Here is a 22,542-nt window from a genome sequence, read left to right on the forward strand (position 1 = left end):
CGGGGATGGCGCTGTTCAAGAGACGGACCGAGGGCAAGCCCGGCGAGTGGTACTACTGCCTCAAGCACGAGAAGGTCGAGGAAGGTCCCGAATGCCGCGCCGCCGACCGCTTCGGCCCGTACACCACGCGTGAGGAGGCCACGCACGCGATGGAAACGGCCCGCGAGCGAAACGTGGAATGGGAGACGGACCAGCGCTGGCGAGACGACCGAACCTGACCAGGTTGTGGGCAATCGTCCCGCAGGGCTGGGGGCACCTCCCAGCGGCCGCGCTGGGGGAGGGTGGGCACAACCGACCACCGGCCCGCAGCCGCGTACGGCCCGCAGGCGGGAACGGCTTAGGCGAGGGCGCCCCTACGGCACCGGTGCCGCAGTCTGCCCCGCGCGCTCCGCGCGGACGCGGGCCGCGTGCTCGTCCGTACGCGCGTCATACGACATGAGCCTCGGCAGGCTCAGCGCGAGCAGCCCCACCGCGCCGACGCAGGCGAGGCCGCCGGACCAGATGGCGGTGCGTACGCCGGTCAGGCCGGCCATCGTGCCGGCGCGGACCTGGCCGAGCTGGGGGCCGACGGTGTACGAGAGGACCTCGATGCCGGCGAGCCGGCCGCGCAGCTCGTCGGGGATGGTCTGGTTCCACATGGTGGACCGGAACAGCCCGCTGACCATGTCCCCGGCACCCGCGACGGCCACGCACAGCAGCACCAGCCAGATGTTCGTCATCTGCCCGGCCGCCGCCATCGCCAGCCCCCACACCGCCGCCCCGAGCGCCACCATCCGCCCGTGCCGGTGCACCCGCGAGGTCCACCCGCTGGTCGCGCTCACCACCATCGAACCGGCCGGCATGGCGGCGTAGAGCAGGCCCAGTGCCCAGGGGGCGTCCAGGTCATCGGCGAGGAAGGGATAGATCGCGGTGGGGAAGGCGAAGAACATCGCGGCCATGTCGACCACGTAGGTGCCCAGCAGCTCCTTGCGCCGCCAGGCGTAGCGCGCGCCCTCCGCTATCGCGCGCAGCGAGGGTTTCTCCGCATCGTGCGCGGGTGGCGCGACGGTCAGCCGCAGGCTGAGCAGCACGGAGCACACGAAGGTCAGCACGTTCAGGCCGTACGCCAGCGGCAGCCCGAGGTAGGCGACGATGACACCGGCCAGCGAGGGGCCCGCCACGGCCGACGTCTGCCAGCGCAGCGCGTTGAGCGCGGCGGCCGCGGTGATCTGGTCATGCGGCACGATGCGGGCCACCACGGCGTCGATCGCCGGGCGCTGGAGTCCGGTGAGCGCGCTGGTCAGCGCCGCGACCACGTACAGCGGCCAGAGCATGGGGTGCGGCAGCAGGCTGTTGATCAGCAGCACCACTGCCAGCAGGCCGAGCCCCGCCTCGGTGAGCAGGATGACCTTGCGGCGGTCCACGGCGTCCGCCAGCGCCCCGCCGTACAGCCCGAAGACGATCAGCGGCACCAGCTCCACCGCGCCGATGGCGCCGACCGCGAACGCCGACCCCGTGAGCTCCTTGATCTGGAGCGGCAGCGCCACCAGGGCCAGGAAGCTGCCGAAGGAGGTCACCAGGCCGGCGACCCACAGCAGGCGGAAGTCGCGGGAGGAGCGCCACGGGGACAGGTCGGGCAGCAGGGCGCGCAGCCGGGAGCCGCGCCGGTCGCGCCGGGGATGGTCGTCTTCGATCACGACGTCCCATCGTCCGGTCGGTCCGGTGTCGGCGGCAACCGGATTTCCGCGGCGACCGGACTTCCACCGCAACCGGAGCTCCGTGGCGGCGGCCGCATCCCGCCACAGCCACCGCTCCCATGGGCAGACGCCGGCGCGGGCCGGCGTCATCGGACCGGACCGCCGCAGGGGCCGGGCGGGGTGCTGGTCGCCGGTCCCGGCGGGGCGGCGACGAGGATCCGGTCCCGGCTACCAGCGCGGCGGCGGCGGGGCCGTCAGCCGCTCCGCCAGCCGGGAGAGCCGGTCGCGGAAGCGGTGCCGGCCACGCCGCGGCGGCAGGCTGTTCTCCCCGGCGGCCGCACTCACCAGGTGCTGCACGGTCTCCAGGTCCAGATCCGCGCCCGCCGGAACGGCCAGCGCGTCATGGGCCAGCGCGTGCAGACACCGGTCCCCGCCGTCGAGGGCGAGCACCGTCGCGCCGCTCCGGCGCGCGTCGTGGACCCGCTCCAGCAGCCCCGCGCCCGGGCCGTCCGGAGCCACCACCAGCAGCGTCTCCCCGCGCCCCGCCGCCTCCAACCGGCCGAGCCCCACCGACAGATGCGCCGGGACCCCGTCCGGCACCCGGTGCCGTACGAGGGTCGGGGAGAGCTCGGGGAGGCCGGACCAGGCGGCCTCGTCATCCAGATGCGCGGCCAGGTGCCACGGCTCGTACACCTCGCTGCCGACCAGCAGCAGCCCGCCGCCGCGCGGGCCGACCGCGGCCCGCAGCGATCCGGCGAAGCGGCGGGTGGCCGGCAGCCACTCGGTCCCGGCGAGTACTTCGCGCAGCAGCGCGACTCGTACGGCGTCCATGCGCCCGCATCCTGCCCTCGACCGACGGCCCGGCAGGCCGGATTCCGGATCCGGTCACCTCTTCGGGCGGTGTGCCCGTCCGGGGGCTGGCGCGTCGCGGCCCCAGCCGTCGCACCGACTGCACCCCGGGCCGACGCACCAACTGTTCATGTGCCGTGCCTTGACGCTCCGTAAGGCGATATCTATGGTCACCGCACACAAGGGACGTCCTACGTCCGGACGTTCCACGTCCAGTGGGCCGGCAGCAGCGCTCGATCGCGATGGGGCATCGGGAGGTCTGATGGCAAGCGGAGTCGCGGCGCGTACCTACGAGGTGTCCGTACCGTTCCGGGCCGGGACCGGCGGCTACGCCAGCTACCGCATCCCCGCCGTGGTGGCCGCGGACTCCGGCGACCTGCTCGCCTTCGCCGAGGGCCGGGTGGGGTCCTCCGCCGACACCGGCGACATCGACGTGGTGCTCAAACGGTCCACCGACGGCGGCCGCACCTGGGGCCGCCTACAGGTCGTCGCCCGGAACGGGACCGGCACCGCCGGGAACCCGGCGCCCGTGGTCCTCGACACCGGCCGGATCGTCCTGGTCCATGTCCGCAACGGCGCCGCCGCGAGCGAGTCCGCCATCCGGCGCGGCGAGGTCCCCGCGGCCGACGGGCGCCGGGTGTGGGTGCAGCACAGCGACGACGACGGCCGGACGTGGAGCTCGTCGCGCGAGATCACGGCGCAGACGAAGAAGCCCGCGTGGCGGTGGTACGCCACCACCCCCGGCCACGCCCTCCGGTTACGGCACGGCCCGCACGCCGGGCGCATCGTGATCCCCGCCAACCACTCGCTGCCTCCGGCCGGTTCCGACGACGCCACCTCGGGCCGGTACAACGGCGGACACGACCTGCTGAGCGACGACGGCGGCCGGACCTGGCGGATCGGCTACATCGACGACAACCCCGACGGCTACGTCAACGTCAACGAGACCACCGCGGCCGAACTCCCCGACGGCCGCGTCTACTTCAACACCCGCACCGACGCCAACGCCCCGGGCAACCGCGCGGACGCCTACTCCCGCGACGGCGGCGCGACCCTGGTCAAGCCCTTCCGGCCGCAGGCCGGGCTGGTCACCCCCGTGGTCGAGTGCAGCGTGCTGCACCTGGGCGAACCGGACGTGCTGCTCTTCTCCGGCCCCGCCGACCCCGGGTACCGGGCCCTGATGACGGTCCGGGCCAGTGACGACGGCGGCGTCACCTGGCGGACGGCGCACACCGTCGACGGTCTGCCCGCCGCCTACTCCGACCTCGTCCGGATCGACGACGACACGGTCGGACTGCTCTACGAGACCGGCGACTTCAGCGCCTACTCGACGATCACCTTCCGGCGCATCCCGGTGGAGGAGCTGGTATGAGCGAGAACCCCGACGAGACCTTCGGCCACGGCCACCTGCCGCACCGCCGCACCCTGCTGGGCGGCGCGGCGGCCGCCGCCGCGGGCCTGGCACTGGCCGGCTGCGGCTCCGACGATGACGGCGACGGCGAGCCCAAGGGCCGGAAGAAGGGCGAGAAGGCCACGCTGACCTTCTGGTCCTGGGTGCCGGGCATCGACAAACCCGTCGACCTGTGGAACAGCCAGAACCCCGACGTGCAGATCAAGCTGGAGAAGGTCTCGGCGGTCAACGGCGCGCAGTACGCCAAGATGCACGCCTCCATCAAGGCGGGCAACCCGCCGGACCTGGGCCAGATCGAGTACCCGGTCGTCCCCAGCTTCCTCCTCGACAACGGGCTGCTGGACCTGGCGAAGTACGGCGTCCAGAAGCACAAGAGCAAGTTCGTCGGCTGGCAATGGCAGCAGTCCGTCTTCGGCGAGGGCGTCTACGCCGTCCCGCAGGCGTCCGGCCCCATGGGCCTCTTCCTGCGCCAGGACCTGTTCGACAAGTGGGGCATCGAGCCGCCCGCCACCTGGGACGACTACGCGGCCGCGGCCAGCGCGGTTCGCAAGAAGGGCGCCTGGATCGAGACCTTCTCCGCCACCAACGGCAACCGCTTCGCGGGCCTGGCCTGGCAGGCCGGGGCGAACTGGTTCGGCACCTCAGGCGACGCCTGGACGGTCAGCATCGACGACGAGCCCACCCGCAAGGTCGCCGACTTCTGGGAGGACCTGGTCAAGCAGAAGCTGATCAAGACCATCCCGGACCGGCAGAACGCCTGGTACAAGGACATCCAGACCGGCGACATGGCCAGCTGGCTCGGCGCGAGCTGGGGAGACGCGCTGCTGGTCGGCAACGCCCCCAAGACCTCCGGCAAATGGCGGGTGGTCCCCATGCCGCAGTGGAAGAAGGGCGCGGGCGCCTACGCCAACTGGGGCGGCTCCACCACCGCCGTGTTCGCCAGGACCGACTACCCCGAGGACGCGCTCGCCTTCGCCGTCTGGCTCAACACCGACCCCGAGTCGATCGGGCTGCTCATCGAGGGCGGCTACGGCTTCCCCGGTGCCAAGCAGGGCTTCGCCGCCTCCGACCTCGATGTACACAAGGACTTCTTCGGCGGGCAGGCGTACAGCGAGGTGTTCGAGGAGGCGGGGAAGGGGGTGGACACCAGCTGGCGCTGGGGCCCCGCCGTCGACACGCTCTACCAGCGGCTCGGCGACGCGTTCACCGAGGCCCTCGGCGACGGCGGATCCTTCCGGTCCGTCCTGGCGAAGGTGCAGCGCGAGACGGTCCAGGACCTCAAGGACAAGGGCCTGAAGGTGGAGACCGGGTGAGGCGCCGAGGGAAGGGCGCCCCCGTACGCCGCGGAAAGGGCGCCCCCGCACGGCGCTGGACCCGCACCGAAGTCCGCAACGCCCGCGCGGCGGCCGGCTTCCTGCTGCCGTTCCTCGCGCTGTTCGTCCTGTGCTTCCTCGCGCCCATCGGCTACGCCGTCTACGAGAGCCTGCTCAAGGTCGAGCGGACCGGGCCGCTCGGCCTCGGCGGCGAGACCAGGGAGGTGTGGGCGGGCTTCGCCAACTACACGCACGCGCTGGAGGACGACCGGTTCGTCTCCGGCTTCGGGCGGGTGCTGCTCTTCGGCGCCGTGCAGATCCCGGTGATGATCCTGCTCGCGACGGGGCTGGCGCTGCTGCTGGACGCCGCCTCGGCCCGCTGGGTCGGCTTCTTCCGCACCGCGTTCTTCCTGCCGTACGGGGTGCCGGGCGTCATCGCCTCCATCCTGTGGGGGTTCCTGTACGTGCCGGGGATCAGCCCGCTGGTGGAGATGGCCCACTCGGCGGGCTGGGAGGTGGACTTCCTCGCCCGCGACACCGTGCTGTGGTCCATCGCCAACATCATCACCTGGCAGTTCACCGGCTACAACATGCTCGTACTGATCGCCCAGCTCAAAGCGGTCCCCGAGGAGCTGTACGAGGCCGCGAGGATCGACGGGGCGAACGCGTGGCAGGTCGCCCGGCACGTCAAACTCCCGCTCATCCGGCCCGCGCTCGTCCTGACCACCGTCTTCAGCATCATCGGCACGCTCCAGCTGTTCGCCGAACCCATGGTGCTGCGCGGGCTGGCCAGCACCATCGACTCCGGCTACACCCCCAATCTGCACGCCTACAACGAGGCGTTCACCAGTAACAACCAGCACATCGCGGCGGCGGAGGCGGTGCTGCTCGCCGTCGTCGCGTGCGTGCTGTCGTTCGGGTTCCTGCGGCTGGTGGGAGGCGGCGCGCGGCGGCGCCGAAGGGAGGACGGCGGATGAGCCGGGCCGACACGCTCAACAAGGCCGGAGAGCCGGACGAACCGGGCACAGCCGACCGCACCGCTCGCGCCGCCGCACGTACGGCTCCCACGGCCCGTACGCGCAGGGGGCGCGGACGGCCGGGCGCGTCCGCCCGGCAGCCGCCGCTGCGGCACCGCATCGTCACCGTCTCGCTGCTGACCGTCGCCGCGATCTACTTCCTCACCCCCGTCTACTGGCTCGCGGTCTCCGCCACCAAGTCCAGCGGCGACCTGTTCGGCACGTTCGGCTTCTGGTTCGCCGACCCGCACCCCGTCGACTACCTCGGCGACGTCCTGACCTACGACGACGGCATCTACGTGCGCTGGTTCGCCAACAGCCTGCTCTATGCGGGCATCGGGGCCGTCGCCGCCACGCTGCTGTCGGCGGCGGCCGGATACGCGCTGGCCAAGTACTCCTTCCCGGGCCGGGAGGCGATCTTCAACGTGGTGCTCGCCGGGGTGCTGCTGCCCGGCACCGCGCTCGCCCTCCCGCTGTATCTGCTCTTCAGCGAGATGGAGCTGGCCAACACGTACTGGGCGGTGCTCATCCCCAGCGTCGTCAGCCCCTTCGGGGTCTATCTGTGCCGCATCTACGCCACCGCGGCCGTCCCCGACTCGCTGCTGGAGGCGGCCCGCATCGACGGCGCGGGAGAGCTGCGGATCTTCGCCACGCTGGGACTGCGGCTGATGACGCCCGCGCTGGTCACCGTCTTCCTGTTCCAGTTCGTGCACATCTGGAACAACTTCTTCCTGCCACTGGTGATGCTCTCCGACTCCGACCTGTATCCGATCCAGCTGGGCCTGACCTCGTGGCAGGGGTACGCGGACCGGCAGCCCGAGCTGTACCAGTACACGGTCGGCGGCGCGTTCCTGTCCGTACTGCCGCTGATGGTGCTGATGGGCGTACTCCAGCGGTACTGGCGTACGGGCCTGACGGAGGGCAGCGTCAAGGCGTGACGAGCGGCGCAAAAGGTGGCGTAAAAGGGTGACGGACGGCACGGCGAAGGTCCGGCCCGGGCGTGACAGTATCGCTGTCATGACGACGACGAACGATGCGGCTGCCGCAGCGAAGAAGGCCCCCGCCAAGGACCCGTGGGACCTGCCGGACGTGTCCGGCCTGGTGGTGGGCGTCCTGGGCGGCACCGGCGACCAGGGCCGGGGCCTGGCCTACCGGCTCGCCAAGGCCGGCCAGAAGGTGATCATCGGCTCGCGCGCCGCCGACCGGGCGCAGGTCGCCGCCGCCGAGCTGGGCGCCGAGCTCGGCGTCGAGGGCGCTGACAACGCCGAGTGCGCGCGGCGCAGCGACATCGTGATCGTCGCCGTGCCGTGGGACGGCCACGCCAAGACGCTGGAGTCGCTGCGCGAGGAGCTCGCGGGCAAGCTGGTCGTCGACTGCGTCAACCCGCTGGGCTTCGACAAGAAGGGCGCCTACGCGCTGAAGCCGGAGGAGGGCAGCGCCGCCGAGCAGGCCGCCGCCCTGCTGCCGGACTCGCGGGTCACGGCCGCCTTCCACCACCTGTCGGCAGTCCTGCTCCAGGACGAGTCGATCGACGAGATCGACACCGACGTGATGGTGCTGGGCGAGTCGCGCGCGGACACCGACGTGGTGCAGGCGCTGGCGAGCCGGATCCCCGGGATGCGGGGCGTCTTCGCCGGGCGGCTGCGCAACGCGCACCAGGTGGAGTCCCTGGTCGCCAACCTGATCTCGGTGAACCGCCGCTACAAGGCGCACGCGGGGCTGCGGGTCACGGACGTCTGACGGCCGGGGCCGGCGGACGCCTGACGGCGAGGGGCGTGGGGGCGGCCGGGGGCCATGGGGGACAATGGCCCGGACTGCTACACCCGGACAGGAGCCGACCCCATGCCCCGCCTCGCTCTCTACTCCCTGATCGTCTGCGCCCTGGCCGTCGCCGCGGCCGTCGTGTCTTTCGCGCAGGGGCTGTGGCTCGGCATCGTGTGGATCTTCGTCGCCGGAATCTCGTCCAACATGGCGTGGTTCTACCTGCGGAAGGCGAAGCTGGAGCGGGAGCAGCGGGAGCGGGAGCAGCAGCAGGCAGAGCAGGCCGGATAGACCGAGCAGGGGGACAGCTCTTGATCCGTACGGTGTTCTACGAGGACTGGGAGATGGAGTGCTGCGGCACGCCGTTCTCGGTGGGGGACAAGGTGACGTGGAAAGTCGTGCGCAGCACCTTGCCACCGGGGAAGCGCCCGGCCCCGGTGGACGCCGGGGACGGCGCCGGTGAGCTCTTCGTGTTCACTGCGCACTCCTCGCAGACCGGCACGCCGGCCACCCTCACCGGCCGGGTCCGCCGTATCCAGGTGGTCATCCAGGGCTATCGCGCCTCCCGCCGCGAGCCCGACTCGTTCTCGCCCGTGCCGGGCGACTTCCGGTTGCGCCCGGTGGACGCCTGCCCGAAATGGTTCGAGAACGGCGTGGGCGGGCAGCTGCCGCCACGCGAAGGGCGCGCGTACCGCCGGGACGAGACGGGCGTGCTGGTCGAGTTGGAGGACGCGGCGGAGGGGTGACCCGGTGACGGGTTCTTACGTTCGCGGGCGGGGGACATGACGACGGGCATGGGCGAGGGACCACGGCGCGATGGGGACGACGGCGCGACGCGGGCGGACGAGGGAGCGGGGCCCGAGGGCAAGGACGGGCAGCCGCGCTACGGCATCCTCGGCACCACCCAGGCCCAACGCCCCGACGGCACCGCGGTCGCCCTCGGCGGTGCCCGGCTGCGCGCACTCCTCACCGCGCTGGCCCTGTACCCCGGACGCGTACGCACCACCGATGTGCTGATCGCCGAGGTCTGGCCGGACGAGCCGCCGCGCGACCCGCACGCCGCGCTCCAGGCACTCGTCGCCCGCCTGCGCCGGGCCCTCGGCAAGGACACCGTGCGGTCGGCACCCGGCGGCTACCGGTTGTCCGCCGACCCCGAGGCGGTGGACCTGCACCGCTTCGAGCGCCTCGCCGATGACGGGGCACGCGCTCTCACGGGCGGCGATCCCGCCACGGCCGCCGCCCTACTGGACCAGGCGCTCGCACTGTGGCGCGGCCCGGCGTGCGCCGACCTCCCGGACCGTACGGCACCGGCCGCGCGCGCCGACGCCCGGCACCTGGCGGCGCGCCGGGACCGGGCCGAGGCCGATATCGCACTGGGCCGCGCCGAGGAGGCGGTGCTGGCGCTCACCCAACTCAGCGGCGACCACCCGCTCGACGAGCCGCTGCACGCCGCCCGGATCCGCGCTCTGCGCGCGGCGGGCCGCCCGGCGGAGGCCCTCGCCGCGTACGAGGCGGTGCGCGAGGACCTCGTGTCCCGCCTGGGCACGGACCCGGGCCCGGCGCTCCGGGCCCTCCACGCGGAACTGCTGGCACCGCCCGCCGCGTCCGACACGAGCCCACCGGCGCCGCACCGCCCGGCTGCGCCGCACGACCCGCCCGCGCCGCACCGCCCGGCCGCGCCCACCGGCCCGGGGCCCGGCGCCATCGGCCCTGGTCCGGCCGCCCCCGGTCCGGCAGGGGCCGCCGCCGCTCCCGGTACGGCCGGGCACGGCAATCTGCGGGCCCGGTTCACCAGCTTCGTCGGCCGCGAGGACGACCTCGCCGCACTCCGCGGCGACCTCGCCGCCCACCGGCTCGTCACGCTGCTCGGACCCGGCGGCGCCGGAAAGACGCGTCTGTCGCAGGAGGCCGCCGACGCCGTCGCCAGGGGCTGGCCCGACGGCGTCTGGTTCGTGGAACTGGCCCCTCTGGACGACCCCGGAACCGTCCCCGAGGCGGTCCTCACGGCACTCGGCGCGCGCGAGACCGTCATCCGCGGCACCGCCGCCGAGGGGCTGCGCGCGGCCGCCGACCCCGCCGAGCGGGATCCGTACCTCCGGCTCGGCGAGCACTGCGCCGCACGCCGCATGCTGCTCGTCCTCGACAACTGCGAGCACCTCGTACACGCCGCCGCGCACCTCGCCGAGTGGCTGCTCGCGCACTGCCCCGGCGTCGCCGTGCTGGCCACCAGCCGTGAACCGCTGGCGGTTCCGGGGGAGTTGGTCCGCCCCGTCGACCCGCTGCCGGACCCCGTCGCCCTCCGGCTGCTCCAGGACCGTGGCGCGTCCGCCAGGCCGGGGTTCCGTACGGACGACGATCCGACGGCCTGCGCGGAGATCTGCCGCCGACTCGACGGGCTCCCGCTGGCCATCGAACTCGCCGCCGCCCGGCTGAGGTCACTCACTCCGCGCCAGCTCGCCGACCGGCTGGACGACAGGTTCCGGCTGCTGACCAGCGGTAGCCGGACCTCACTGCCGCGCCAGCAGACGTTGCGCGCGGTCGTCGACTGGTCCTGGGACCTGCTGGACGAGCCTGAGCGCGTCGCGCTGCGCCGCCTGTCGGCGTTCGCGGGCGGCTGCGATCTGACCGCCGCGGAGGCGGTCTGCGCGGACAGCCCACCGCCCGGTTCCCCCGCCCACGTGGACCCCCGCGACGTGGCCGCACTGCTCGGGTCACTTGTCGACAAATCTCTGGTCGTCGCCACACCCCACCCCGATCCCGACGCCGTCGGTGGCGGGATGCGGTATCGGCTGCTGGAGACCGTCGCGGAGTACGCGGCCGAGCGGCTGGACGCCGCGGGGGAGCGGGAGGCGGTGGAGCGGCGGCACCTCGTCGCGTACCGGGAACTCGCCCGTGCCGCCGACCCCCTGCTGCGCGGCCCCGCGCAGCGCGTCTGGCTGGACCGGCTGGAGCTGGAGCATGACAACCTCCGTACCGCGCTGCGCCGCGCCGTCGCGGCGGGCGACGAGCAGGAGGCCCTGTGCCTGGTGCTCTCGCTCGGCTGGTTCTGGCAGTTGCGCGGGCACGGATCCGACGCCCGGCACTGGTCGGCAGCCGCCGCCCGGCTCGGCCCGAGTCCGCTCCGGCCGCCCGTCACGCCCGCGCCGCCGCTCTCCGTCTCGCCGATCGACGCACCGCCGCCGATGCCTCCCGAACTGCTGCAAGAGGCACGGCGCGGCGTCCGGCTGATCTCCCTGGCGAACATGGACGGCGACATGACGGTCCTGGACGAGCAGCAGGAGGAGCTGCGCGACGGGCTGGTGGCGGCCTACCGCCCCGGGCTGCCGCAGACCTGCCGTACGCCCGGGGTCATGTGGTTCTACGCGGTGATCCTGACCGGCGACTTCGAGCTGCTGCGGAAGGCGGTCGACGGGGCGGTGGCCGCCTCCCGGGAGCTGGGGTTGGCGTGGGAGCTGGCGTTCGGCCTGCACCTCCGCGCCAAGATGGTGCGGGACACCGGCGGGACGGGCTCCCACCACGCGGACGCGGACGAGAGCCTGCGGATCTTCACCGAGGTCGGTGACGCCTGGGGCGCGGCCGAGGCGCTGTCCGCCCGGGGCGAGCTGTTCGAGGCGGTCGGTGAGTACGAGGCGGCCGCCGCCGACTACCGGGCGGCCATCGGTTACGCCCACGAACTCGGCGCCCTGGCCCAGGTCGAGGTGCTGCGCGCCCGGCTGGCCGGGGCCCAGATCGAGTCCCCGGACCCGGCCGAGGCCGAGGAGGGCGAGCGGGTGCTGCGGGACGTGAGCGCGGGCGAGCGGCACATCGGCGTCGACGCGGTGGCCTACGCCCAGCTGCATCTGGCCCTCCGGTACGGAGGAACCGGCCGCACCGACGCGGCGCGGGCCGAACTCCGCCAGGTCATGCAGCAGTTCCACATCCGTGAGCTGCAGATGTTCCAGGGGGTGGTGGAGGGGCTGTACGCCTGGCTGGACGTGCAGGACGGGCGGGCCGAGGAGGCGCTGGCCCGGGTGCGGGTGGCGCTGCCGAAGGTGCTGCACCCGGTGGCGCGCGTGGTGGCCCCGCAGCTGCCGACCGTCCAACTGCTCACCGCCGCCCGCACGTTCGCCGCCATCGGCGGCGCCGGCGACGCCGCGGCGGCCGGGAGGGCGACGCGGCTGATCGGTGCCTACGACGCGCTACGGGGCGCGTTGCGGGACCGGGTGCGGCGTCTGCCGTTCATGGAGCAGCAGACCCGGACGGCGGCGGAGGACCTGGCCCGGGCCGAGCTGGGCGATGCCGCGTACGAGCGCCACTACGCCGAGGGGCGCGGCATGACGCTGGAGGACGCCATCGCCCTGGTCCAGGCCGCGCCGTAGACCGCCGGACCGGCCTGACCCCCGCCTGGGCCCGTCCGGCGGTCGTGTGGCTCACGTCCGGTCGCGGAACTTGCGTACCGCCAGGGGCGCCGTCACCGCCGTGATTGCCACTGCCCACGCCAGACAGCCCAGCACCGGCGAGGCCACCGCTCCGTGGCCCTGGGTCAGCGCCCTTGCCGCGTCGGCGAGCTGGGACAGCGGGTTGTAGTCGGTGAACGACTCCAGCCAGCCCGGCATGGTGGTGGGCTGCGCGAAGATCGACGAACCGAACTGCAGCGGCATCATCACGAGGAAACCCATCCCCTGGACGGCCTGCGCGGTCTTCAGTGACAGGCCCAGCAGCATGAACACCCAGGTCAGCGAGGTGCCGAAGAGCAGCGACAGGGCCACCGCGGCCAGCAGCTCCAGCGGTCCGGTCTTCACGTCGAACCCGATGGCGAAGCCCAGGGCGAGCAGGATGACGGTGGAGACCAGCATCCGGCCGCCCTCCACGATGAGCTTGGCTATCAGCACCGAGGACCGGGCGATCGGCATCGTGCGGAAGCGGTCCATCACGCCGTTGTTGACGTCCTCGTTGAGGCCGGTGCCGACCCCCATCGCGATCTGGAGCCCGCCCATCGCCATCATGCCGGGGATGAAGTAGTCGATGTAGGCGTCCCGGTCGCCCGCCGCGACGGCGCCCCCGAAGACGTACACGAACAGCAGCGTCAGGATGACCGGCATAAACACGGCGTCGAACATCGATTCCGGGTCCTGCTTGATCTTCAGCGCGTTGCGGCGCACCAGCGCGCCGATGTGCCGCGCGTTGTCGCGCAGCCCGATCCGGCCGTCGGCGGGCAGGGCGGCAGGCTTCGCGGGCAGGGCGGTGGCCGGTTTCGTGGTGACCGCGCTCATGCGGCGACCTCCTCAAGGCTGGTGCTGCCATCGTCGTCACGAGATGCCTTCTGGCCGGTCAGGGCCAGGAATACCTCGTCCAGGCTGGGCAGATGGGTGTCGATACCGGCGATCGCGAAGCCGCGCTCGCCCAGCAGCCCGACGATCGCGGTGAGCTGCTCGTCGCTGATGACCGGGACCTGCACGACGCCCTCCGCGGCGTCGGCGGTGGCGCCCCCGACGCCGTCGAGACCCGCCTGGGCGATGGCGCCGACCAGCCGGTTCAGCTCGCCCGGGTCGGCCGGGCGGATCCGCAGCGTGCGGCCGCCGACCTTGGCCTTGAGGTCGTTGACCCGGCCCTCGGCGATCACCCGGCCGCGGTCGATGACCGTCAGCTCACTGGCGAGCTGCTCGGCCTCCTCCATGTACTGGGTGGTGAGCAGCACCGTGGTGCCCTCGGTGACCATCCGCTTGACCTCGTCCCACACCTCGTTGCGGGTGCGCGGGTCCAGACCGGTGGTCGGCTCGTCCAGATAGAGCACGGCGGGGCGGCCGATCATCGAGGCCGCCAGGTCCAGCCTGCGGCGCATCCCGCCGGAGTAGGTGTGCGCGGCCCGCCGGGCCGCCTCGGCGAGGGAGAACCGCTCCAGCAGCGCGTCCGCGCGCCGCCGCGCCTCCTTGCGGGGCAGATCGAGCAGCCGCCCGATCATGTACAGGTTCTCCCAGCCGGACAGCTTCTCGTCGACCGAGGCGTACTGCCCGGTCAGGCCGATGACGCGGCGCAGCTGCCGGGGCTGGCGTACGACGTCGTAGCCGGCCACGGTTGCGGTCCCGGCGTCGGGCTTGAGGAGGGTGGACAGGCAGCGTACGAGCGTCGTCTTGCCAGCGCCGTTGGGGCCCAGCACGCCCAGGACGGTGCCCTCCCGCACGTCCAGGTCCACGCCGTCGACGGCCTTGGTGGCACCGAAGTGCTTGACCAGTCCGCGCACCTGGACGGCGTTCCCCTCGCTGGGGTTCGTCTTCGTTTCCGTCATGCCGCAGACGATGGCAGCCGTCACCGACAGCCCACCGACAAGCGGCAGACAGCCCGCCGACGGGGGAAGATCGGCGGGCTGTCGGTGTGCCGCGATGGCTTGACGGGTGCCGCTGCGGCTCAGCGGACCAGTGGCCGGCGGATCAGCCGCCCACTGGTCGGTGGGTCAGTGGAACGAGTGCTCCTCCGCCGGGTAGGCGCCCCCGACGACGTCCTCGGCGAACGCCTTGGCCGCGTCGCCGAGGGTCTGCCGCAGCTGCGCGTACTGCTTGACGAAGCGCGGCACCCGGCCGCCGGTCAGGCCCGCCATGTCCGTCCACACCAGCACCTGCGCGTCGCACTCCGGGCCCGCGCCGATGCCGACGGTCGGTATGTGCAGCGAACGGGTGACCTCGGCGGCCAGCTCGGCGGGCACCAGCTCCAGGACGACGGCGAAGGCGCCCGCGTCCTGGACGGCCTTGGCGTCGCGCAGCAGCTGCTGCGCCGCCTCCTCGCCGCGGCCCTGGACCGGGTAGCCGCCGTAGGCGTTGACGGACTGCGGGGTGAGGCCGACGTGCGCCATCACCGGGATGCCCGCCTGGACCAGCAGCTCGATCTGGTGGGCGGAGCGCTCGCCGCCCTCCAGCTTCACCGCGCCGACGCCCGCCTCCTTCACCAACCGGGTGGCGTTGCGCAGCGCCTGCACAGCGCCTTCCTGGTAGGCGCCGAAGGGCAGGTCTCCGACGATGAGGGCGCGCTTGGTGCCCCGTACCACGGCGGCGGACAGGATGGTGATCTCGTCCATCGTGACGGGCACGGTGGACTCGTAGCCCAGGTGACAGTTGCCCATCGAGTCGCCGACCAGCATCACCGGGATGCCGGCCTCGTCGAAGACGGAGGCGGTCATCGCGTCGTAGGCGGTGAGCATGGGCCACTTCTCGCCGCGCTCCTTGGCGGCGGAGATGTCACGGACGGTGATGCGCCGGGAACCGGTTCCCCCGTACAGCGCCTTGCCGCTGCCGTCGGGTTGTTTCCGCGCAGCCGTCGGGGCATGGCTGACGTGCGTCATTGCGAACGCTCCTTTGTCATCTCGAAGCACCCTCACGGTGTCTCCGGACCACACCCATGCTGGCACGCGCTCCCAGCGCCGCGAAAGTGCCCTCCCGATCGGGGTCGGGACCACGTGATCAGCCCCACGGAGACGGCGGAACGCGCGAACTCGCCCGGGTCACTTTCGATACGAGACGGCTTCGTATCGGAATTGATTTAACGTGGGTCACATGGCGACCACTTCCGAGACCGGATCCGAGGGCGTACGGGGCGTCCCGGAGAGCGTCCACCGCAGGCGGTGGGCGATCCTGACCGTCCTCATGTTCAGCGTCATCGTCGTGGTGCTGGACAACTCCATCCTCAATGTGGCGATGAAGACGATCGCCTCGCCCGAACCCACCGGCCTCGGCGCCCGGCAGAGCGAGCTGGAGTGGGCGATCAACTCCTACACGCTCGTCTTCGCCGGGCTGCTGTTCACCTGCGGGCTGCTCGGGGACCGGCTCGGCCGTAAGAAGATGCTGCTCAGCGGCATGGCGGTGTTCGGGATCGGCTCGGTGCTCGCCGCCTGGTCCAGCTCGCCCGGCGACCTCATCGCCTACCGCGCGCTGATGGGCCTCGGCGCCGCGCTCGTGATGCCCGCCACGCTGGCCATCCTGGTCAACGTCTTCGACCGCGCGGAGCAGCCCAAGGCCATCGGCATCTGGGTGGCCTCCGTGGGCCTGGCCATCGCGATCGGCCCGGTCACCGGCGGGCTGCTGCTGGAGCACTTCTGGTGGGGCTCGGTCTTCTTCATCAACGTCCCCATCGTGATCGGCGGGATCATCGCGATGGTGGCGCTCATCCCGGAGAGCAAGGACCCCGACCCGGGCCGCCTGGACCCGCTGGGCGTGGTGCTCTCCATGATCGGGCTCAGCCTGCTCGTGTACGGCATCATCAAGGGCGGCCAGCAGGCCGACTTCGGCAACGCGGAGGTCCTGGGCACGTCTGCGGCCGGACTCGCCGTCCTGGCCTGCTTCGTCCTGCACGAGAAGCGCAGCGACCACCCGGCCATCGACATCGGCTACTTCCGCAAGCCGGCGTTCTCCGCCGCCGTCACCGCCCTCGGGCTGATCTTCTTCGCCCTCATGGGCGTCACGTTCTTCATCGCCTTCTACACCCAGAGCGCGCGCGGCTACAGCGCCCTGCAGTCCGGTCTGCTGCTCCTGCCGATCGCCGCCACCCAGCTGGTTTTCGCGCCGCGCGCCCTGCTGGCCGTCGACCGCTTCGGCGCCCGCGCCGTCTGTACGACGGGAATGCTGCTGATCGCCTGCTGCATGGCGGGCTTCCTGCTGATGGACCGCGACTCGCCGATCTGGTGGCTGGAGGTGCTGTTCTTCCTCCAGGGCTGCGCGATGGCGCACATCATGCCGCCCGTCACGGTCACCATCATGCACGCGCTGCCGCCCGAGAAAGCGGGGTCCGCATCGGCGCTGAACAGCACCTTCCGGCAGCTCGGCGGGGCCCTCGGCGTCGCCGTACTCGGCTCGCTGCTGTCCGCCACGTACCGCCGGGGCGTACAGGACGAGCTGGCGGCCCTGCCCGGGCTCCCCGACTCCGTGCGCAAGGCGGCGGGCGAGTCCCTGGAGGCGACCCTCGGCATCACCGACAAGATGGGCCCGGCAGGCAAGGGACTGGCCGCCTCGGCGGAGGCGTCCTTCGTCCACGCCATGCACATCACGGCCCTCAGCGCCTCGGCCGTCGCGCTCGCCGGTGCGCTGGTCGTCTGGTTCTTCCTGCCGGGCAAGCGGGCCGCGGGGGAGGAGGCCGGGGCCCCGGCGGAGCCGCGGCAGACGACCTCGGAGCGTGGTCGATGACCGGCGCGCGCCCCGGGCCGCGACCGCCCGCCGGCCCCCCGGGCCGGCCGCCCGGCCGGCCGCGCAGCGCCGCCGCCGACACCGCGATCATCGAGACGGTGCTGCGGCTGCTGGAGGAGGGCGTCGGCATCGGCGAGCTGTCGATGGAGCGGATCGCGCGCGAGGCGGGCGTGGGCAAGGCGACCGTCTACCGCCGCTGGCGCGGCAAGGAGGCGCTGATACTGGACGTCATGCGGTCCCTGGACGAGCCGAGTCCCGAACCCGCCGGCGTCTCGGTACGGGACGACCTCGTCACCATCGTGGAGTTCATCCGGCGGCGGGCACTGGCCAAACGCCACTCCGCCCTGCTGCGCGCCGTCGTCGCCCACGTGCGGGCCAACTCCGACCTCTGGCGGGAGTACCACGAAACCGTCATACAGGCGCGGCGCGAGACCCTGCTGGCCGTACTGCGGCGCGGTATGGCGACCGGCGAGATCCGCAAGGACGAGGACCCCGAGCTGCTCGCCGAGCTGTTCGTGAGCCCGATACTCGCCCGGTCGATGCTGCACGAGTGGAAGGACCTGTCCGAGGGGCTGGCGGAGCGCATCGTGGACACGGTGCTGGAGGGGGTCCGGCCTTAGAGCCGGGAGGGGTCCGGCCCTGGAGCCGGGAGGGGTGGACCCGTGAGGGAGCCCCAGGCCCGTGAGAGAGCCGTTGGCCCGTGAGGGCGCCCCAGGTCCGTGAGAGAGTCCTTGGGCCCACCCCCCGATCGGGCGGTTGTGCCCGTTCTGTCACAGCTGCCCCGCTGCCGCCCGAATACGGAACCCGCCCCGCCCACCCCACGTCCTCCCCTTCGTGGGGCGCCCGCGGCGGCGCCGGAAAAGCCCTGGTCATCGCCTATGGTCATGCCGTAGACGAAGGTCATCGGGCAGACACACAGGTCCGGCAGTGAGGAACAGCGAATGGCGCAGGCGCACACGCAGGAGACGGAGCGGGACGGGGAGCCCCCCGTTCAGCGGACCGGCTCCCGGGCCCGGAACCTGTGGGGCCGCTTCCGGAACCTGTGGGACAGCTGGCGCACTGACCGCGGCATCTGGCGGCGCGGCATCGTCCTCGCCGCCTGCGCCGTGCTGCTCTCCCTGGTCATGATCTTCCACGCGCAGGTCCCCAACCGGGTGGGCAACCTCGGCAGCCTGGTGGAGACCTTCCTGCCGTGGCTCGGGCTGTTCATCCCGCTGCTGCTGGTCCTGGCGCTGGTGCGCAGGTCGGCGACGGCGCTGCTCGCGCTGGTGCTGCCGGTCGCTGTGTGGCTGAACCTGTTCGGCGGCCTGATGTTCTTCGACAAGTCGGGCGCGGGCGGCGACCTGACCGTCGTCACCCACAACGTCAACGCCGGCAACTCCGACCCCGAGGGGACGGCGCGGGACGTGGCCGCGTCCGGTGCGGACGTGGTGGCGCTGGAGGAGCTGGGCGGCGACGGGGTGGGCACCTACGAGAAGGTGCTGGCCGGGACGTACCGCTACCACACGATCCAGGGCACGGTCGGGGTGTGGAGCAAGTACCCGCTGCGCGACAGCGGGCCGGTCGACATCAAGCTGGGCTGGACGCGCGCACTGCGCACCACCGTCGCCACTCCGGACGGCGACCTGGCCGTGTACGTGGCACACCTGCCCTCCGTCCGGGTGAAAATCGAGGCGGGATTCACCGCCAGCCAGCGCGACGACAGCGCCGAGGCGCTCGGTCAGGCCATCGCCGCCGAGCGGCTGGACAAGGTCATCCTGCTCGGCGACCTGAACGGGACGATGAACGACCGGGCGCTGGCGCCGGTCACCTCGCAGCTGCGCTCGGCACAAGGCGCGGCGGGCGACGGCTTCGGGTTCAGCTGGCCCGCCTCGTTCCCGATGGCGCGGATCGACCAGATCATGGTGCGCGGGGTGGACCCGGTGTCGGCGTGGACGCTGCCGAGGACGGGGAGCGACCACCTGCCGGTGGCGGCGTCGGTCGACTTCTGAGGCACGGCGCGTCTTCTGAGGCACGGCGCGCCGCGCGGGCGCGGGTAGGCGCCGGGCGGGGGTGGGCGCCGGGCGGAGCCAGGCGCGCCGGGTGAAGCCGGGCGCCGGGTGAAGGCGGGTGCGCGCGGAGGGCGGACGCGGAGAAGCCGGCGCCCCGGCGGAGGTGGGGCCCGGGTGGCCCACCCGCTGTTCACCTCGGCGATTCCCATGGGAAGCCCAGCCCATGAGAGACTTTGTTCCGCTCGGGAACATAAGCGCCCCGGCCGCCGCCCCCGCCCCGCCCAGTGAAAGGTCACGTCATGCCCCTCGCCCTGCTCGCCCTCGCGATCAGCGCATTCGGCATTGGCACCACGGAATTCGTGATGATGGGCCTGCTGCCCAACGTCGCGGACGATCTGGGCACCTCCGTGCCCACCGCCGGCTACCTCGTCTCCGCGTACGCCCTCGGCGTGGTCGTCGGCGCCCCGCTGCTGACCGCGCTGGGCTCCCGCGTCCCCCGCAAGCGGATGCTGATCGCGCTCATGGCGCTGTTCACCGTCGGCAACCTGGCCTCCGCCCTCGCCCCGAACTTCGGCCTGCTCATCGCGGGCAGGCTGCTGGCCGGACTGCCGCACGGCGCGTTCTTCGGCGTGGGCGCGGTGGTCGCGGCGCGGCTGGTGTCCGAGGGCCGGCAGGCGCGGGCGGTCGCCACGATGTTCCTGGGCCTCACCGTCGCCAACATCGTCGGCGTACCGGCCGCGACCCTCCTGGGCCAGCACCTCGGCTGGCGGGCCACCTTCCTCGTCGTGACCGGCATCGGCCTGGTCGCCATGGCCGCCCTCGCCCGACTGGTCCCCCAGATCCAGCAGGAGCCGGGCGGCGGCGGTCTGCGCGGCGAGCTGAACGCACTCCGCGACCGCCAGGTGCTGCTGGGTCTGCTCACCGCCGTCTTCGGCTTCGCGGGTGTCTTCGCCGTCTACAGCTACCTCGCCTCGATGATGACCGAGGTCACCGGCTTCGCCGAGTCCTCCGTGACGATCGTCCTCGCCCTGTTCGGCATCGGCATGACCCTGGGCGCCCTGGCCGCGGGCCCGCTGACCGACCGCGCCCTGCGCCCCACCCTGTACGGCTCGCTGGCGGCGCTCGCGCTCGTACTGGTGGTCTTCGACTTCACCGTGCACGTGAAGTGGGCGGCGATGGCGACCGTCGTCGTCCTCGGCGCCGTCGGCTTCATGACCACCACCCCGCTCCAGATGCTGGTCATGAACAAGGCCCGCCACGCCCCGACCCTCGCCTCCGCCTCCAACCACTCCGCCTTCAACCTCGCCAACGCGGGCGGCGCGTGGCTGGGCGGCGCCGCCATCGCGGCGGGCTGGGGCTGGACCTCCCCGACTCTGGTCGGCGCGGCCCTGGCGGCAGCGGGCCTGGCCATCGCGGTGACCGCGGGCCTCATGGACCGCGCGCCGTCGAGCACCGGGGAGCCGTCCCGGGTGGTGGCGCGCGGCACGGAGCCGGTCCCGTCGTCGGAGCACGTCGGCCGCTGATGCGCCCGGTGTGACCTGGCGCGGTGTCACGGGGGCGCGCACATGACACGCGGTAGGCCGTACATAAGATCATCGACTGACGCCGGGACTGGGCACCACGCCAGTTCCGGCGTCAGTCCTGCTCCACCCGCACCTTGGAGGACGCATGCGCACCAAGCGCACCCTCGTCACGGGCCTGCTGGCCACCGCCGCCCTCGCCGCCTCGGTCCCGGCCGCGGGCGCGGTCCCGTCCGCGCCCGCGTACCGTACGGACTGCCCGCAGCTCGACACGTCGCTCAAGTGGTACGGCGACAACCGCGCCAAGCTCCAGCAGATGATCGACGAGCGCGGCAGCTGCTCCGGCACCGGCGGTCCCCGCCCGGTCGCCGCGTTCGACTGGGACAACACCGTCGTCAAGAACGACATCACCGACGCCACGCTCGCCTGGTCGCTCAAGCACGACAAGATCCTCCGTCCCAAGAGCTGGCGGGACACCAGCGCCTGGCTGACCCCGGCCGCCGACCGCGCCCTGACCCAGGCGTGTGGCACTTCCGTCCCCGTAGGCAGGCCGCTGCCCACCTCCGACAACGCCGCCTGCGCCGACGAGATCATGGAGATCCGCGTCACGGCCAAGACGATGAGTGGCGAGGAGGCCTTCGCCGGCGACTGGAACCACCGCCGCACGGTGCCCGAATACGCCTGGATACCCCAGCTGTTCGCCGGGCACAGCCCGCGGGCGCTGAACTCGTTCGCCAGGAAGGCCCGCGCCGAGAACCTCGCGGCTCCCATCGGCAGCACGCAGACGGTCGGCACCCACAAGCTGGCCGGGTACATCCGCTACTACGACCAGCAGAAGGACCTCATCCGCACCCTCAAGGCGGCCGGTTTCGACGTCTACATCGTCTCGGCCTCCTCCGAGCCCATCGCCGAGGCGTGGTCGGGCGGCGTCGGGCTGGACCGCGAGCACACCATCGGCATCCGCAACCTCACCCGGCACGGCAAGCTGACCACCGGCATCCGCGGCTGCGGCGACGTCGACGACGGCCGCGGCGACGCGCTGCCGTACATGGACGGCAAGCGCTGCATGATCAACCAGGAGATCTTCAAGATCAAGGGCGCGGACGCCTGGGAGCGGCAGGACCCGGCGCACCGCCTCGCCTTCGGCGCGGGCGACGCGGACACCGACGTGACGTTCGTCGACGACGCCACCGGCGCCCACCTCGCCATCAACCGCAACAAGTCCGAGCTGATGTGCCGCGGCTACGACAACGCCGACGGCCGCTGGGTGGTCAACCCCATGTTCATCGACCCCCTGCCGCAGAAGCCGGGCGCATACCCGTGCGCCACGGCAGGCGCCACCGCCGCCGACGGCTCGCACGTCCCGGTCCTCCGCGCCGATGGGACCGTGATCCCGGACCAGGCCGACGGGGTCTTCGGCGGCTAGTGCTGCTACGCCTGTCCCCGTGCGCGGTGCCGCTTTGCGTACGACCAGGTCACCGCGGTCATCAGGGCCGGGATGGCGAACAGCGGGGCGAAAACGAAGCCCCAGAACAACGCCGGGGCGGGCAGCCACACGCCCGCTCCGGCGTTTGTCCTGCTCCATCCGCACCTTGGGGGACGCATGCGCACCAAGCGCACCCTCGTCACGGGCCTGCTGGCCACCGCCGCCCTCGCCGCCTCGGTCCCGGCCGCCGACGCGCCCGCGCAGGCGCCCGCGCGCTCCTGCGCTCTCGGGGACGGGGTCGGGCATCGCGGTCGGAGCGGGCGGGGGCGGCCACGGCAAGGGGGGCGGCAATAGAAAGCATGATCGCGGTCCTGCCGCCGGATAGGTTTAGTCCCTATTTGGTCAACGATAGCCCTTTCCGGACAAGATCGAC

The 22,542-nt window shown here is 72.6% G+C and carries 19 protein-coding genes; 14 read left to right on the forward strand and 5 right to left on the reverse strand.

The window, feature by feature from the left end:
- Nucleotides 1-5 precede the first annotated feature (5 nt).
- Nucleotides 6-218, forward strand: a complete 213-nt coding sequence (locus tag ACQUSR_RS24330; protein ID WP_431044733.1) for a hypothetical protein — start codon at nt 6-8, stop codon at nt 216-218.
- A gap of 135 nt (nt 219-353) precedes the next feature.
- Here the strand turns inward: ACQUSR_RS24330 and ACQUSR_RS24335 are convergent, their stop codons facing one another.
- Together ACQUSR_RS24335 and ACQUSR_RS24340 are read right to left on the reverse strand one after the other, a co-directional pair.
- Complete coding sequence (locus ACQUSR_RS24335; protein ID WP_431044734.1) at nt 354-1,676, reverse strand: MFS transporter; 1,323 nt, start codon at nt 1,674-1,676, stop codon at nt 354-356.
- Nucleotides 1,677-1,904: 228 nt separating this feature from the next.
- Entirely contained in the window at nt 1,905-2,507 is a 603-nt protein-coding gene (locus ACQUSR_RS24340; RefSeq protein WP_431044735.1) for a hypothetical protein, read from the reverse strand.
- A 280-nt stretch (nt 2,508-2,787) separates the two neighbouring features.
- On the opposite strand from ACQUSR_RS24340, the gene ACQUSR_RS24345 reads away from it, so the two are divergent.
- From ACQUSR_RS24345 to ACQUSR_RS24380, 8 genes are all read left to right on the forward strand, one after another.
- The gene (locus ACQUSR_RS24345) at nt 2,788-3,897 is read left to right on the forward strand and encodes a sialidase family protein (protein ID WP_431044736.1); all 1,110 of its coding nucleotides are present in this window, start codon (nt 2,788-2,790) and stop codon (nt 3,895-3,897) included.
- On the forward strand, nt 3,894-5,249 hold the full coding sequence (locus ACQUSR_RS24350; protein WP_431044737.1) for an ABC transporter substrate-binding protein: 1,356 nt from the start codon (nt 3,894-3,896) through the stop codon (nt 5,247-5,249). The genes ACQUSR_RS24345 and ACQUSR_RS24350 overlap by 4 nt, the downstream gene beginning before the upstream one ends.
- On the forward strand, nt 5,246-6,226 hold the full coding sequence (locus ACQUSR_RS24355; RefSeq protein ID WP_431044738.1) for a carbohydrate ABC transporter permease: 981 nt from the start codon (nt 5,246-5,248) through the stop codon (nt 6,224-6,226). Before ACQUSR_RS24350 ends, ACQUSR_RS24355 begins: the two co-directional genes overlap by 4 nt.
- Nucleotides 6,223-7,203 carry a carbohydrate ABC transporter permease gene (locus ACQUSR_RS24360; protein ID WP_431044739.1) on the forward strand — a complete coding sequence of 327 codons (981 nt, stop codon included), beginning with the start codon at nt 6,223-6,225 and terminating at the stop codon, nt 7,201-7,203. The genes ACQUSR_RS24355 and ACQUSR_RS24360 overlap by 4 nt, the downstream gene beginning before the upstream one ends.
- Before the next feature lie 79 nt (nt 7,204-7,282).
- Entirely contained in the window at nt 7,283-8,005 is a 723-nt protein-coding gene (npdG, locus tag ACQUSR_RS24365) for an NADPH-dependent F420 reductase (protein ID WP_431044740.1), read from the forward strand.
- A 102-nt stretch (nt 8,006-8,107) separates the two neighbouring features.
- Nucleotides 8,108-8,317 carry a hypothetical protein gene (locus ACQUSR_RS24370; RefSeq protein ID WP_431044741.1) on the forward strand — a complete coding sequence of 70 codons (210 nt, stop codon included), beginning with the start codon at nt 8,108-8,110 and terminating at the stop codon, nt 8,315-8,317.
- A 20-nt stretch (nt 8,318-8,337) separates the two neighbouring features.
- Nucleotides 8,338-8,772, forward strand: a complete 435-nt coding sequence (locus ACQUSR_RS24375; protein WP_431044742.1) for a DUF6578 domain-containing protein — start codon at nt 8,338-8,340, stop codon at nt 8,770-8,772.
- Nucleotides 8,773-8,820: 48 nt separating this feature from the next.
- Nucleotides 8,821-12,384, forward strand: a complete 3,564-nt coding sequence (locus ACQUSR_RS24380; RefSeq protein ID WP_431044743.1) for an AfsR/SARP family transcriptional regulator — start codon at nt 8,821-8,823, stop codon at nt 12,382-12,384.
- 51 nt (nt 12,385-12,435) lie between these two features.
- On the opposite strand, the gene ACQUSR_RS24385 is transcribed toward ACQUSR_RS24380, so the two are convergent.
- The 3 genes from ACQUSR_RS24385 to panB all read right to left on the reverse strand — a co-directional run bounded on the left by ACQUSR_RS24385 (nt 12,436) and on the right by panB (nt 15,338).
- Complete coding sequence (locus ACQUSR_RS24385) at nt 12,436-13,278, reverse strand: ABC transporter permease (RefSeq protein WP_431044744.1); 843 nt, start codon at nt 13,276-13,278, stop codon at nt 12,436-12,438.
- On the reverse strand, nt 13,275-14,291 hold the full coding sequence (locus ACQUSR_RS24390) for an ATP-binding cassette domain-containing protein (RefSeq protein ID WP_431044745.1): 1,017 nt from the start codon (nt 14,289-14,291) through the stop codon (nt 13,275-13,277). Before ACQUSR_RS24390 ends, ACQUSR_RS24385 begins: the two co-directional genes overlap by 4 nt.
- A gap of 165 nt (nt 14,292-14,456) precedes the next feature.
- Nucleotides 14,457-15,338, reverse strand: a complete 882-nt coding sequence (gene panB, locus ACQUSR_RS24395) for a 3-methyl-2-oxobutanoate hydroxymethyltransferase (RefSeq protein ID WP_431044746.1) — start codon at nt 15,336-15,338, stop codon at nt 14,457-14,459.
- A gap of 211 nt (nt 15,339-15,549) precedes the next feature.
- Here panB and ACQUSR_RS24400 point away from each other — a divergent pair, with 211 nt between their 5' ends.
- From ACQUSR_RS24400 to ACQUSR_RS24420, 5 genes are all read left to right on the forward strand, one after another.
- Nucleotides 15,550-17,172, forward strand: coding sequence for an MFS transporter (locus tag ACQUSR_RS24400; RefSeq protein WP_431044747.1), 1,623 nt, complete (start codon nt 15,550-15,552; stop codon nt 17,170-17,172).
- On the forward strand, nt 17,169-17,792 hold the full coding sequence (locus ACQUSR_RS24405) for a TetR/AcrR family transcriptional regulator (RefSeq protein WP_431044748.1): 624 nt from the start codon (nt 17,169-17,171) through the stop codon (nt 17,790-17,792). The genes ACQUSR_RS24400 and ACQUSR_RS24405 overlap by 4 nt, the downstream gene beginning before the upstream one ends.
- 321 nt (nt 17,793-18,113) lie before the next feature.
- Entirely contained in the window at nt 18,114-19,163 is a 1,050-nt protein-coding gene (locus ACQUSR_RS24410) for an endonuclease/exonuclease/phosphatase family protein (protein ID WP_431044749.1), read from the forward strand.
- Between the two features lie 299 nt (nt 19,164-19,462).
- Nucleotides 19,463-20,686 carry an MFS transporter gene (locus ACQUSR_RS24415; RefSeq protein ID WP_431044750.1) on the forward strand — a complete coding sequence of 408 codons (1,224 nt, stop codon included), beginning with the start codon at nt 19,463-19,465 and terminating at the stop codon, nt 20,684-20,686.
- A 145-nt stretch (nt 20,687-20,831) separates the two neighbouring features.
- On the forward strand, nt 20,832-22,109 hold the full coding sequence (locus tag ACQUSR_RS24420; RefSeq protein ID WP_431044751.1) for a haloacid dehalogenase-like hydrolase: 1,278 nt from the start codon (nt 20,832-20,834) through the stop codon (nt 22,107-22,109).
- The last annotated feature ends 433 nt before the right edge of the window (nt 22,110-22,542 follow it).

The organism is Streptomyces sp. P1-3, assembly GCF_050613155.1.
Taxonomy (GTDB): domain Bacteria; phylum Actinomycetota; class Actinomycetes; order Streptomycetales; family Streptomycetaceae; genus Streptomyces.